The organism is Streptomyces sp. NPDC093111 (assembly GCF_040683955.1).
GTDB lineage: Bacteria > Actinomycetota > Actinomycetes > Streptomycetales > Streptomycetaceae > Streptomyces.
On sequence record NZ_JBFBNW010000020.1, the window covers coordinates 1 to 12,712 of the forward strand.

Below are 12,712 nucleotides of genomic sequence, written 5' to 3' on the forward strand. Positions count from 1 at the left end.
GCGTTCTGGAGGAGTTCGCGCAGGTAGACCCGGGGGCTGGAGTAGAGGTGGTGGGAGAGCAGGTCCACCAGGCCACGCAGATCGACCTGGAACGTGTGGGGCTTGTGGGGGGCGATCTCGGGTTCCTCGGAGTCCATGGCTGCGCATACGGTCCATGGATGCGCATACATCGTGGGCGTTTGCGCAGACTCTTTCAGAACGGCACGGGTTCGTACATCCGTAGAACTACGGAATCGGGACCCCCGGGGGGTATCCGGAAAGGGTGCTCCGGCGTCACTCGGCGGTACTGCGCAGCGCCCGTATGGAATGTCTCGGATAGGGTGATTCGGTAGGTATTGCGCCCCTCGGGGCCAGGCTGATGCGTAGGTCGATGCATTGCACACTCACCAGTCGCCGAGCAGGGTTCCGCAGCCGCCCCGGGCGGTCGTGGGGTACGCGGGCGTGCTCAACGACCTGCTGCCCATCGCGCTCTGGCGCGAGGACGCCCAAGGCCGGATCGTGGAATGGTCCCTCGCCGCCCAGGACCTGCTCGGACACCGCCCCGAGGACGTCCTCGGGCGCCTGGCCACCCCGCTCCTCGTCCCCGACACCAACCGCGAGCTCGCCGACCGGCTGACCCACCGGGTGCAGGCCGGCGAGACCGTCGTCGGCACCCTGCCCGTGCGGCACCGCGACGGGCACCAGGTCGTCATGGAGATGTGGATCGTGCCCGCCGCCGACCCGCAGGGCCGCCCCGGGGCCATGCTGATCGCCGTCGAGACCTCCGAGGTCCTGCGGATGCGGGACTCGCTCGCGGCCCTGGAGTCCCTCTTCACCCAGTCGCCCATCGGCCTCGCCACCCTCGGCCCGGACCTGCGCTTCCTGCGCGTCAACGACGCCCTCGCCCGCATGAACGGAGTGCCGCCCGCCGACCACCTGGGCCGCCGCCTCACCGAGGTCGTCCCCGGGGTGAACGCCGGCGCGCTGGAGGCTCTGATGAGCCAGGTGCTCGACAGCGGCACCGCCGTCGTCGACGCCCGCCGGGTCGGCCGCACCCCCGCCGACCCGGACCACGACCACATCTGGTCCTGCTCCTACGCGCCGCTCCTCGACCACGGCGGGCGCCCCCTGGGCGTCATCGCCTCCCTCATCGACGTCACCGACAGCCAGCGGGCCCACATCGAGGTCGAGCGCGCCCGGCACCGCTTCACCCTGCTCGCCGAGGCGGGCGCCAGGATCGGCACCACCCTCGACCTGCGGCAGACCGCGGAGGAGGTCGTCTCCTTCCTCGTCCCGCAGCTGGCCGACTCCGCCGACGTGCAGCTCCTCGAATCCGTCCTGGAGCCCGACGAGTCCACCGCCGCCACCCGCGGCGTCCTGCGCCGCCTCGCCGCCGCCTTCCCCGACCCGAACGCCCCCAGCGCGCTGCTCGGCGTCGGGAGCACCTTCCAGATACCGCTGGACTCCGTGTACGAGGAGGTCATCACCGACGCCCGCGCGATGGACCTGACCGTCGTCGACATCCCGGCCCTGATCAGGGACCCCCGGATGGAGGCCCTGCGCAGCTATCTCGGCACCCGCATCGGCTCCGCCCGGCTGATCCCCCTCGTCGCCCGCGGCATGGTGCTCGGCACCGTCTCGGTGACCCGGCTGCGGAACCGCGAGCCCTTCGACGACGAGGACCGCGTCCTCATCGACGAGGTCGCCGCGCGCGCCGCGCTCAACATCGACAACGCCCGCCTCTACACCACCCAGCGGCAGGCCGCCCTCACCCTCCAGCGGAGCCTCACCAACAACGCGCTGCCGGACGTGACGGGCCTGGAGCTCACCGGCCGCTACCTCCCGGCCAGCGAACACGACGTCGGCGGCGACTGGTTCGACGTGGTCGCGCTCCCCGGTGGGCGCACCGGCCTGGTCATCGGCGACGTCATGGGCCACGGCATCCACGCGGCGGCCGTCATGGGGCAGCTCCGCACCGCCGTGCGCACCCTGGCCCCGCACGACATCCCGCCCGCGCGGATGCTCCGCTCCCTCGACGCCGTCGTCGCCGACCTGGGCGAGGACGAGATGGCCACCTGCGTGTACGCCGTGCACGACCCGCGCGCCGGAGTCTGGACCATCGCCCGCGCCGGCCACCCGCCGCCGGCCGTGGCCACCCCGGACGGGACCATCAGCTTCCTCGACGGCCCGCCCGGCACTCCACTGGGCACCGGAGCCCACGAGTTCGGCACCGAGGAGGTCGCGCTGCCCGCCGGTGGCCTGCTCGTCCTGTACACGGACGGCCTGATCGAGGCCCGCGACCGGGACCTCGACCAGGGCATGGCCCAACTGGCCCGCGCCCTGCGGGACACGGACCGCCCGCTGGACGAACTGTGCGACGGCATCCTGGCCGGACTGCTCGACGGCCAGGCCCAGGACGACGTGGCCGTGCTGCTCGCCCGGACGACGCGCTGACCGGCGTACGCGCGGAGGACGCGCTGACCGGCGTACGCGAGCACAATTCGCTGACCGGCGTACGCGCCGGTGAAGGTAAACGGGCGTGTGCGGCTCAAGGGGCGCCGGGCGGTCAGCCGTCGGCGCCTTCCAGGATCGCCTTCAGCTTCCGCTCGTCCCGCGCCATCTCCTTCCGGGCGTGCGGTCGGACGACGAGGGGCACGAGCGCCTTGCCGATGCCGTGGCCCTCGAAGCCGAGGGAGAGCGTCAGCCGTGAGCGCGCGCCGGCGTCGAGCGGCTCGATGGTGCCCTGGACGTCACCGCGCACGGGGCCGTCCACGCCGTGGACGTGCCAGCTGTGCGGCGGGTCGAGCTGGGTCAGCTCCATCGTCATGTCGAAGTCCCGGCGCCCCATGCGCCGGGTGACGGCGACCTGCTGTCCGATCGTGCCGGGGGTGCCGGCCGTGCGCCGCACGGCGACCGCGCTCTCCTGCCATTCCGGCAGGTGGGAGGGGTCGGTCACGTAGGCGAAGACGTCTTCGGGGCGACGGGAGATGTCGACGGAGGCGTTGATCCTCGACATGGCGCCTCCTTGCTCGCGGGGGAGGTGGGACCACTTCCATCGTCCCACTCGCGGCCCCTGGAGGCGGCGTCAGACGCCGGCGCCCCGGGCCCGGTACAGGTCCCTGAGCAGGGAGATCTCCGCGCCGTGGTGGAGGAGTTCCTGGTTCATCCACCAGATGACCTCCAGGAGCGGGTCCTCCGGGTCGCTGCCGTGCGGGTACGAGCTGTAGCCGACCTTGTCCAGCACGCCGTCGTCCAGCGAGAGCAGCATGGCGTGCCAGGCCGCGGAGGCCCGCTCGAAGTCCGCGACGGCCTCGGCGGCGTCCCCGTGGCTGCGGAAGTCGTCGCGGGTCAGGGCGCGGGTGCCGGCGGTGTGGTCGGTGCGCAGCGTGAACATCTCGGCGAGGTGGCTCAGCCGCCAGGCGATCGTGGTGAACGGCGCCGGTTCGGGATGCGGGTACGGCGCCGCGTCACGGCCCCAGTCGCCGGTGCCGGTGAGCACCGTGGCCCGGTGTCCGGGCCCGTCCTCGCGGCGGCGGACCGACCAGCAGCCCTCCACCGGCTCCCACCGGAACTCGGTGTCGGTGATCGGCCCGACCGGCACGCCCGTCCCGTCGCCGCTGTCCGTCACCGGCCCGTTCAGCCGGTTCACGAGCCGCTCGCGGGCGAACTCGAACTGGTCGAGCAGGGGGGCGAGGCGGGGCGGGATCGCCATGGACGCTCCAGGATCTCTTGGGGGGTGCGTGCCGAACCCTGTCACAGAACTCGCCCTCCGACCACGCGATTTCAGGCGCGGTCGATGTGCACGCTGGTCGACTTCACGCGGGCCGTGGCCTGCATGCCGACCTCCAGACCGAGCTCCTCGACCGCTTCCCGGGTGAGGAGGGAGACCAGCCGGTGCGGGCCCGCCTGGATCTCGACCTGGGCGGCGACGTCACCCAGCTTGACCGCGGTGACGATCCCCGGGAAGGCGTTGCGGACGGAGGTGTAGCTCTCCTCCTCGTCGCCCTGGCCGCTCTGTCCGATCTCGACAGAGAACGCGGCGAGGTCGGGCCCTTCGATGAGGCGCCGGCCGCTCTCGTCGCGGTGGGTGGCGACCCGGCCGGCGTCGGCCCAGCGCCGCGCGGTGTCCGGACTGACGCCCAGGAGGCGTGCCGCCTGGCCGATGGTGTACGTCTGCATACCCGCACCCTAAGCCGACGCTTATCGCACCTGCAAGCAAATAGATGCGATTACACTTGCATTTGCGATGTCCAATCGGCGATCCAGTCCAGTGCCGCCCGCGCCGTGAACTCCCGTTGGCCGTCGCGGAAGAGCAGATCGGCCGTGGCGAAGGCGGGATCGTCCGCCGTCTGCGGTACGTAGGGGAGCGCGAGGCAGCGCATCCCCGCCGCGTGCGCGGCGGCGGCCCCCGGTGCCGCGTCCTCCAGCACCACGCACTCCTGCGGGGCGACGCCGAGGCGACGGGCCGCCTCCAGGAAGACGTCCGGCGCCGGCTTGCCGTGCGCGACCTCCTCGGCCGAGACCGTGGTCGTCAGCCACGCGTCGAGGCCGGTCCCGGCGAGGACGGTCGCGATCGCCGCGGGCGAGGAACCCGAGGCCACCGCCATGGGCACCCCCTGCGCGTACAGACGCTCCACGAAGACCCGCATCTCGGGGAAGACGGGCATCGCCGTCCGCGCCAGTTCCAAGTAGTGCCGGTTGGTCGCGTCCAGGAGCGACTCCACGGGGGCGGTGACGCCGTACTCGGCGGCCAGTGCGCGCAGCGTCTCCAGCGTCCCGATCCCAATGAACTCGCTGTGGCGCTGCCAGTCGAAGGACGTCACGCCATGGGCGGCGAGCGTCCGGCGGGTCGCCTCGAAGTAGTGGGGTTCGCTGTCCACCAGCGTGCCGTCGAGATCGAAGACGACCGAAACGTGCGAGGTGCTCATGGGCTCAGCCTGGCAGAGCGGCCACCGGAACCGGAGGGTCCTTGGTCCCGGCCCCACCGCGACTCCCGACCCCCGCCCCGCGCCCGGCCCCACCCCGCCCCCCCGTCCCTCGTTCCCCGGCCGGTCCTTCAGTCGGCCCGGCGTCCCACCGACTCGACCAGCGGCAGCAGCCGGTGCGACACCCGCTCGCGCAGCGCGATCTCGGTCCGGGTGCGGACCACGCCCGGCAGCTGGATCAGCCGCTGGATCACGTCCTCCAGATGGCCCGCGTCCCGGGCGACCACCCGGGTCAGGAGGTCGCCGCCGCCCGTGATCGAGAAGGCCTCCACGATCTCCGGGACCGTCGCCAGGGCGTCCCCGACCTCGTCGAGATGCCCCTGGGTCACCTCGATGTGCACGAACGCGAGCACCGGATGCCCGAGTGCCGCGGGGGAGAGCACCGGGCCCGTCGCGGTGATCACCCCGTCCCGTTCGAGCCGGTCGATCCGGGCCTGGACCGTGCCCCGCGCCACCCCGAGGATCCGGGCGTACTCGCGGACGCTGGTACGCGGCTGCTCGATGAGCAGCCGTAGGACGCGGGTGTCGAGCTCGTCCACCGCCATGGTCCGTTGGCCTCCCTCTGGCTGGTTCTCCGGCACTTCGACTGTACCAATGGTCCACCCTTCGGCCCGTCGGTTGAGCCACTGGGCGGAAGGATGTTTTCCTCTTGGAAGAGTTGGACAGATGGCGCCGCGCACGCGCCGGACCGGCGAGGTGGCCGGCCCCGGACCCGCGGCGCCATCGCCATGTCCGAAGACGTGCGCGCGGCGCGCGCACGACATCACGGCGACCACGAAGAGGGTGTGTGTACGGCAGCGGGGGCGGATCGACCGTCGTGAAGAAGGGCCTGACGGCCGCGGGCCGGCTGTTCCGGCAGGTGTGCGTGGCGCCCGACCCGGGCAAGGTGCGGCTGCGGGTGGCCTCGCGGGCCGTGCTCGGCGTCGGCCTGGCCGTCGCCGTGGCCGAGCTGGTGGGGCTCTCCCTCACCGCCTCGATCACCGCGGGTCTCGCCGCGCTCCTGGCGCTGTTCACGGTCGGCGACCCCACCGTGCGCCGCCAGGCCGTCACCACGGCCCTGCTGCCGCTGGCCGGCTTCCCCGTCCTCGCGCTCGCGACCGCCCTGCACGGGCTGCCGCTGCTGCGCGACGCGGCCTGGCTGCTCGTCGTCTTCGCCGGCGTGTACGCACGCCGCTGGGGACCGCGCGGGCACGCCCTCGGCATCTTCGCGTTCATGCAGTTCTTCGTGACGCAGTTCCTGCACGCCGTGCCCCGCCAGCTCCCCGAGCTGTACGGCGCCGTCCTCCTCGCGCTCGGCGCGGCGGGCGCGGTCCGCTTCGTCGCCTGGTGCATCGAGCGGCGCGTCCCGCCGCCCGCCGCGCCCGCCCCGCTGCCCGGCACCGGGCTCGCCCGGCCCACCACCCGCCAGGCCTTCCAGGCCACCGCCGCCTGCGCGGTCGCCCTCGCGGTCGGACAGCTCGTCTCGCCGGACCGCTGGTACTGGGCCGTCGGCACGGCCTGGTGGATCTTCGTGAACACCGCATCGCGCGGCGAGACCCTGGTGCGCGGCTTCCGCCGGGTCGTCGGCACCGTCACCGGCATCGCGGCCGGCCTGCTGATCGCCCTGCCGCTGGGCGGGTCCGCCGCCCCGACGGCCGCCCTCGTCGCCGTGTGCGTCTTCGGCATCTTCTACACGGCGCCCCTCTCGTACAGCTGGATGATGTTCTTCGTCACCGTCATGGCGGGCCTCCTGTACGGGCTGCTGGGCGTCCTGCACCCCGGGCTGCTGCTGCTCCGCTTCCAGGAGACGGCGGTCGGCGCCCTCGGCGCGGCCGTCGGCGTCGCGCTGCTGCCGGTCACCACGCACGCCGCGACCAACGCCTGGATCCAGCGGGCCGTGGGCTCCGTGCACGCGTGCACCACGGCCGCCGCCCGCCGGCTGGCCGGCGACCCGGCCGCCGACCCGGCGCCGCACGCCGCCGAGCTCGACCTCCTGCTCGCCCGCGCCCGCCTCACGCTGGCCCCCCTCGTCCACCCGCTGAGCCCGCTGCGCGCCCGCAAGGCCCGCGCGCGCCGGGTCCTCGCGCTGCTCGACGACTGCGCCCGGGAGACCCGGGGGCTCGCCGCGGTCGCCGCCGACCCGGACGCCTCGCACGACGCCCGGCTCGCCGCGGCCGCGTGGCGCGTCGAGGCCGCCGTCCACGCCCTCGTACCGCCCGTCGACGCGGCCTGCCGCGGCACGGCCGCCGCCGATTCACCCGTCCCGGCACCCCACCACCCGGGCGCCGAGGCGGCCCTCGGGCACCTCCACAGCCTGGAACGCGCCCTGGTCGACCTGGCGGCCCCACTACGCACCTCACCCCGCGCACCGCTTGTCCCTGCGGCCTGACGCCGGGCCCGGCACTGCTCGTCCCTGCGGCCTGACGCCGGGCCCGGCACTGCTCGTCCCCGCGGCCCGGCACCGCTTGTCTCTGCGGCCTGACGCCGGGCGCCTGTGCACCGCGCTTGTCCCTGCGGCCTGACGCCGGGCTCGGCACTGCTCGTCCCCGCGGCCCGGCGCCGCTCGTCCCTGCGGCCTGACAGCGGGCGCCCGACACCGCTCGTCCCCGCCGCCTGACACCGGGCCCGGCACCGCTCGTCCCCGCGACCTGACACCCGGCCCCGCGCCGCCGGCGCCGGGCGGCCGGAAACCCCTCCGCCCCGCCGGCCCCACCTGGTCTAGACCGCCTGCTAACGTCGGCCCCGACGACGGCCGGTCTGCCGTGACCGGCCCGGGGACAGCGGACATGGGGAGGCGCCGTGGGCGACACACGCCGGACGCGGGCATACATCGGATCGTTCACCTCGGCGGGCGGCCGGGGCGTGCTCGTCGCCGAGGTGGAACCGGAGACCGGAGCGCTGGAGCTCGTCGGGGCGAGCGACGCCGTCGCCGACCCGTCCTTCCTCGCCCTCGGACCCGGCGCCGAGGTGCTGTACGCCGTCTCCGAGACCACGGAGGGCGCCGCGGCGGCCCTCGACGTCACCGGCCCCGAGCCCCGCCTCCTCGGCGCCCCCGTGCCCGTGGACGGCTCCGGGCCCACCCACCTCGCCGTGACCTCGGGACACGTCCTCACCGCCAACTACACCTCCGGCAGCGTCAGCGTCCTGCCGACGGCCGCCGACGGCAGCCTCAAGCCCGTCACCGACGTGCTGCGGCACCAGGGCTCGGGCCCGGTCGCGGGACGCCAGGAGGGACCGCACGCCCACCAGGTGCTGCCCGACCCGAGCGGCCGCTGGGTGCTCGCCGTGGACCTCGGCACCGACTCCGTCGCCATCGCCGCCCTCGACCCCGACAGCGGCGCCCCGCGCCCCCACGGGACGACCGCGCTGCGCCCCGGCACCGGGCCCCGCCACCTCGCCTTCCACCCGGACGGCACCCACGCCTACGTGCTGAACGAACTGGAGCCCACGGTCACCGTGTGCCGCTGGGACGCCGCCGAGGGCGTCCTCGAACCGCTCGGCGAGACCCCCGTGGTCCCCGCGGACGCCACGGGGGACCGCTACCCCTCCGAGGTGGTCGTCGCCCCCGACGGGCGCTTCCTGTGGGCCGCCGTGCGCGGCCACGACACCCTCGCGGTCCTCGCCCTCGACGCGGGCGGCGCTCAGGCCCGCCTGATCGCCTCGGTGCCCTGCGGCGGCCACTGGCCCCGCGACCTGACCCTCGACCCCACCGGACGGCACCTGTACGCCGCGAACGAGCGCTCCGGCGACGTCACCTGGTTCACGGTCGACCCGGAGACCGGCCTGCCGGCCCGTACGGGCTCCGTCCCGGCCCCGGCGGCCTCCTGCGTCGTCCTCGCCTGACGACGCCCCGCCCGTACGGGAAGGGCCCGCACCGGAGACGTCCGGTGCGGGCCCTTCCCGTCACGGTCCTGCGCGCGCCCGGTCCCTCAGTGGACGGGCGAGCCCTGCTGCGGGGAGATCCCGAGCGCCGACGCGTACTGCGACAGCACCAGCTTGCCGATCGCCGGGTACGCGCCCAGCGCCTCCGCCGTCGCGCAACCCGCCTCCTTGGCGGCCGCGTCGAGCAGGCCCTCGGCCAGCTCCGGGCCGATCAGGTACGGGGCGAGCGCCAGCTGCTCCGAGCCGGAGCCGCGCAGCTGGTCGGCGATGGCCGCGATGGACCCCTCCTGGTCGAGCGCCGCCGCCATCACGGGCACGGCCAGCCGCGCCGCCAGCAGCATGCCGGTGATCCCGGCGGCCTGGACCGCCTCCTCGCCGCCGACCGTGGCCAGGATGATGCCGTCGGCCGCCGTGGCGACCGTGAACAGCCGGGCGCGGTCGGCGCGGGCCAGACCGGCCTCCGAGAGGCGCACGTGCAGGGCCTCGGCGAGCAGCGGGTGCGGGCCGAGCACATCGGTCAGCTCCGCGGTGTTGCCGCTGTCCATCACGGACTGGCGGATCCGCCGGAGCAGGGCGCTGTCCGGGCCCGCGAGCAGCGGGACCACGACCGCGGGCGGGCCCTCGGGCGCGGCCGGCTCACGACCGGCCGCGAGGGCCAGCTCGTACCGCTCGGTGCGCAGCGCGGCGGCGCGCGTCAGGACCGCGCCGAGGGTCGGGTACTCGGTGGCGTCGTCGCCGTCCAGGTAGCCGATCACGGCGTCGAGGCCGGGCAGCTCCGAACGGGCGATGCTCACGACCTCCTCGGCCAGCGAGCGTATGGCGGCCGACGGCACGCCGGGGACGGCGAGAACGAGCGCGGGCGCGCCCTCGGGCGCCACCACGGGTTCAGGGCGCCGGTGCCGCCCGGGCTGGCGGGGGCGCGGCATTCGTACAGGCAGGCCGGGAGTAGGCCCAGTGGGGGAGCTCATGGCGCCGCATGCTACTGGTTTTGCCCGTCGCGCAATTCGGTGAGGTGCAGCTGGGCGACTTCTGCCCCTGTATGTCCGACTCGTCAGGAACCGCCGATTACCTGGTGAGTTCAAGAAGGCGCGGATCTCCGGGCAGCCGCACCGTCCCGGCGGCGAGCGCGGCGGCGATCGTGACCGCCCCGGCGAGCGGATCGCCCGCCGCCGGCACCTCGCGGGCCCGCGGGAGCGATGCGGCGAGCTCGGCCCGCAGCGGACCGAGCAGCGGCTCGCCCATCTTGAACAGACCGCCCGTCAGGGCCACTTCGACGTCGGCTCCGGAGGGGCAGACGGCCGCCGCGGCCTCCGCGATGTGGCCGGCGGCCCGCTCCAGGACCGCCACCGCCACCGGGTCCCCGGCGGCGGCGCAGTCGCCCACCAAGGGCGCGAAGGAGGCGAGGACGGCGGGCCGGTCGCTCCGGGGGTAGAGCGCGCCCGGCAACCCGGCCACCGGACCGAAGAGTTCCGCCGCGCGCGCCAGGAGCGCGGCCGAGCCTCCACGCCGCCCGTCGTGCGCCCGCATGGCCGCTTCGAGCCCGGCGCGCCCGATCCAGGCCCCGCTTCCGCAGTCGCCCAGCAGATGGCCCCAGCCGTCGGCCCGGCGCCAGGCCGTCAGATCCGTGCCCATGGCGATCAGGCCGGTGCCGCCCGCGACGACGGCGCCCGGTCGCTGGCCCAGCGCGCCCGCGTAGGCGGTGACGGCGTCGGCGGCCAGCGCGAGCCGCCGCACGCCCCAGGCCCGCGCGAACGCGCCCGGCAACTCGGCCCGCAGGCCGTCGCCGAGCGTCGCCATTCCGGCCGCGCCCACCGCGACCGCCGCGATCCGGTCGTCGGCGCCGGCGTGCCGGGCCGTCATCGCCTCCACGGCGGGCAGCGACTGGGCCAGCAGGTGCCCGGCGTCGATCCCGCCCGCCCCGGTGCGCACCGGCTCCTTCGACGCGACCGTCTCCAGGATCCGGCCGTCCACGGCCCGGGCGAGCGCGACCCGCAGCCCCGACCCGCCCGAGTCGACACCGACGACCAGCCCGTGCTGCGCCCCGTCCGTCACGGCAGCTGCCAGTCCACCGGCTGGGCGCCCTGACGGAGCAGCAGCTCGTTGGTGCGGCTGAAGGGGCGGGAACCGAAGAAGCCGCGGTCCGCCGACATCGGCGAGGGGTGCGAGGACTCGATCGCGGGCAGGTCGCCGAGCAGCGGGCGCAGATTGCGCGCGTCCCGGCCCCACAGCACCGACACCAGCGGCTTGCCGCGCGCGGCGAGCGCCCGGATGGCCTGCTCGGTGACGGCCTCCCAGCCCTTGTCGCGATGCGCGCCGGGCCGGCGGGGAGCCGTGGTGAGCGCCCTGTTGAGCAGCAGGACGCCTTGCCGGGTCCACGGGGTCAGGTCGCCGTTCGCCGGGCGCGGGTGCCCGAGGTCCGCGTGCATCTCGCGGAAGATGTTGTCCAGGCTCGGTGGCACCGGACGCACGTCCGGTGCCACGGAGAAGCTCAGACCCACCGCGTGCCCCGGCGTCGGGTAGGGGTCCTGGCCGACGATGAGGACCCGCACCTCGTCGAAGGGCTGTTGGAAGGCTCTGAGGACGTTGGCCCCGGAGGGCAGGTAGGTGCGCCCCGCGGCCACCTCCTGCCGGAGGAAGTCGCCCATCTGGGCGATGCGTTCGGCCACCGGGGCGAGCGCCTGCGCCCACCCGGCCTCGACGATTTCGTTCAACGGTCGTGCTGCCACGCCTGTCACTCTAGTGGCGCAGTCGGACATCGGGCCCCGCCGCCCGACGGTCCCCGCCTCCTCCGGTGGCCGGCGTCAGCCGATCACCGCCGCCCGTACGCACAGCACGTCCGGCAGGTGCTCGGCGAGCAGCTGCCAGCTGTCGCCGTCGTCGGCACTGGCGTACACCTCTCCGTTGCGGTTGCCGAAGTAGACGCCGGCCGGGTCGCCGTCGTCCGTGCACAGGGCGTCGCGCAGCACCGTGCCGTAGTGGTCGCCGTCCGGCAGGCCCTTGGTGAGGGGCTCCCAGGTCGCTCCGGCGTCGGCGGTGCGGTAGACGCGGCAGCGGCGTCCGGCCGGGACGCGGTCGGCGTCGGCGTTGATGGGGAACACGTAGGCGGTGTCCGGGCGGTGCGGATGGGCGGCCACCGCGAAGCCGAAGTCGGAGGGGAGTCCGGAGCCGATGTCGGTCCACCGGCCGCCGGCGTCGTCGCTGCGGAAGACGCCCCAGTGGTTCTGGAGGTAGAGCCGGTCGAGGTCGCCCGCGTCCTGGGCGATCTTGTGCACGCACTGGCCGAACTCCGGGTGCGGGTCGGGCAGGAAGACCGCGGACACCCCTTCGTTGGCAGGGGCCCAGCTCTCGCCGCCGTCGCGGGAGCGGAAGACGCCCGCCGTCGACACGGCGACGGTCACCGCGTCCGGGTCGCGCGGATCGGTGACGACGGTGTGCACGGCCTCGCCGCCGCCGCCCGGCACCCAGCGGTCCCGGGTCGGGTGCTCCCAGAGGGGGCGGACCAGTTCGAAGGACTCGCCGCCGTCGGCGGACCGGAACAGCGCGGCGGGCTCGGTCCCCGCGTACACGACGTCGGGGGAGTGGGCGGGCGCCGGGTGCAGCTGCCAGACCCGCTCCAGTGAAGCCCCGGTGTCCTGGGGGAACTTGACCGCGGGCTTGGCCGGCTCGGTCCAGTGGGCGCCGAGGTCGTCGGAGTGGAAGACCGACGGGCCCCAGTGCGCGCTGTCCCCGCCCACCAGGATCCGGGGGGTCTCGCGGCGGGTGTCGATGCCGATCGAGTAGATCGCCTGCGCGTTGAAGTGGGGTGGGTCGAACTCCCAGCGGCCGTCTCGGCCGCGGCCGATGAACAGACCCTTGCGGGTGCCTACGGTCAGTAGTACGTCGGTCAT

At 74.7% G+C, this 12,712-nt stretch carries 12 protein-coding genes; 3 read left to right on the forward strand and 9 right to left on the reverse strand.

Annotation, left to right across the window (positions count from 1 at the left end):
- The first annotated feature begins 375 nt into the window (after positions 1-375).
- A complete protein-coding gene (locus tag AB0Q96_RS30215) occupies positions 376-2,433 on the forward strand; it encodes a SpoIIE family protein phosphatase (protein ID WP_365330936.1) in 2,058 nt (685 codons plus the stop codon).
- A gap of 112 nt (positions 2,434-2,545) precedes the next feature.
- Here AB0Q96_RS30215 and AB0Q96_RS30220 read toward each other — a convergent pair whose 3' ends face one another.
- From AB0Q96_RS30220 to AB0Q96_RS30240, 5 genes are all read right to left on the reverse strand, one after another.
- Entirely contained in the window at positions 2,546-2,995 is a 450-nt protein-coding gene (locus tag AB0Q96_RS30220; protein WP_365330938.1) for an SRPBCC family protein, read from the reverse strand.
- Between the two features lie 69 nt (positions 2,996-3,064).
- A complete protein-coding gene (locus AB0Q96_RS30225; RefSeq protein WP_365330940.1) occupies positions 3,065-3,691 on the reverse strand; it encodes a DinB family protein in 627 nt (208 codons plus the stop codon).
- 71 nt (positions 3,692-3,762) lie between these two features.
- Positions 3,763-4,158: a helix-turn-helix transcriptional regulator gene (locus AB0Q96_RS30230; protein ID WP_365330942.1), complete on the reverse strand. Its 396-nt coding sequence runs from the start codon at positions 4,156-4,158 to the stop codon at positions 3,763-3,765.
- A gap of 50 nt (positions 4,159-4,208) precedes the next feature.
- Entirely contained in the window at positions 4,209-4,907 is a 699-nt protein-coding gene (locus tag AB0Q96_RS30235; RefSeq protein WP_365330944.1) for an HAD family phosphatase, read from the reverse strand.
- A 128-nt stretch (positions 4,908-5,035) separates the two neighbouring features.
- Positions 5,036-5,509, reverse strand: a complete 474-nt coding sequence (locus AB0Q96_RS30240) for an Lrp/AsnC family transcriptional regulator (RefSeq protein WP_365330946.1) — start codon at positions 5,507-5,509, stop codon at positions 5,036-5,038.
- Between the two features lie 314 nt (positions 5,510-5,823).
- Here AB0Q96_RS30240 and AB0Q96_RS30245 point away from each other — a divergent pair, with 314 nt between their 5' ends.
- Both AB0Q96_RS30245 and AB0Q96_RS30250 read left to right on the forward strand, forming a co-directional pair.
- Entirely contained in the window at positions 5,824-7,332 is a 1,509-nt protein-coding gene (locus AB0Q96_RS30245; RefSeq protein WP_365331174.1) for an FUSC family protein, read from the forward strand.
- A gap of 410 nt (positions 7,333-7,742) precedes the next feature.
- Positions 7,743-8,786 (forward strand): lactonase family protein, encoded by a 1,044-nt coding sequence (locus AB0Q96_RS30250; RefSeq protein ID WP_365330948.1) that lies wholly within the window; start codon positions 7,743-7,745, stop codon positions 8,784-8,786.
- An 86-nt stretch (positions 8,787-8,872) separates the two neighbouring features.
- Here the strand turns inward: AB0Q96_RS30250 and AB0Q96_RS30255 are convergent, their stop codons facing one another.
- The 4 genes from AB0Q96_RS30255 to AB0Q96_RS30270 form a co-directional block, all read right to left on the reverse strand.
- A complete protein-coding gene (locus AB0Q96_RS30255) occupies positions 8,873-9,793 on the reverse strand; it encodes a hypothetical protein (RefSeq protein WP_365330950.1) in 921 nt (306 codons plus the stop codon).
- Positions 9,794-9,890: 97 nt separating this feature from the next.
- Positions 9,891-10,877: a BadF/BadG/BcrA/BcrD ATPase family protein gene (locus AB0Q96_RS30260; protein ID WP_365330952.1), complete on the reverse strand. Its 987-nt coding sequence runs from the start codon at positions 10,875-10,877 to the stop codon at positions 9,891-9,893.
- Positions 10,874-11,551 carry a uracil-DNA glycosylase gene (locus AB0Q96_RS30265; protein WP_365330954.1) on the reverse strand — a complete coding sequence of 226 codons (678 nt, stop codon included), beginning with the start codon at positions 11,549-11,551 and terminating at the stop codon, positions 10,874-10,876. Before AB0Q96_RS30265 ends, AB0Q96_RS30260 begins: the two co-directional genes overlap by 4 nt.
- Before the next feature lie 75 nt (positions 11,552-11,626).
- A complete protein-coding gene (locus tag AB0Q96_RS30270) occupies positions 11,627-12,712 on the reverse strand; it encodes an exo-alpha-sialidase (protein ID WP_365330955.1) in 1,086 nt (361 codons plus the stop codon).

Coding starts and splice junctions, on each gene's coding strand:
- AB0Q96_RS30220 (WP_365330938.1), bottom strand. CDS start 2,995: ATGTCGAGGATCAACGCCTCCGTCGACATCTCCCGTCGCCCCGAAGAC.
- AB0Q96_RS30225 (WP_365330940.1), bottom strand. CDS start 3,691: ATGGCGATCCCGCCCCGCCTCGCCCCCCTGCTCGACCAGTTCGAGTTC.
- AB0Q96_RS30230 (WP_365330942.1), bottom strand. CDS start 4,158: ATGCAGACGTACACCATCGGCCAGGCGGCACGCCTCCTGGGCGTCAGT.
- AB0Q96_RS30235 (WP_365330944.1), bottom strand. CDS start 4,907: ATGAGCACCTCGCACGTTTCGGTCGTCTTCGATCTCGACGGCACGCTG.
- AB0Q96_RS30240 (WP_365330946.1), bottom strand. CDS start 5,509: ATGGCGGTGGACGAGCTCGACACCCGCGTCCTACGGCTGCTCATCGAG.
- AB0Q96_RS30255 (WP_365330950.1), bottom strand. CDS start 9,793: ATGAGCTCCCCCACTGGGCCTACTCCCGGCCTGCCTGTACGAATGCCG.
- AB0Q96_RS30270 (WP_365330955.1), bottom strand. CDS start 12,712: ATGACCGACGTACTACTGACCGTAGGCACCCGCAAGGGTCTGTTCATC.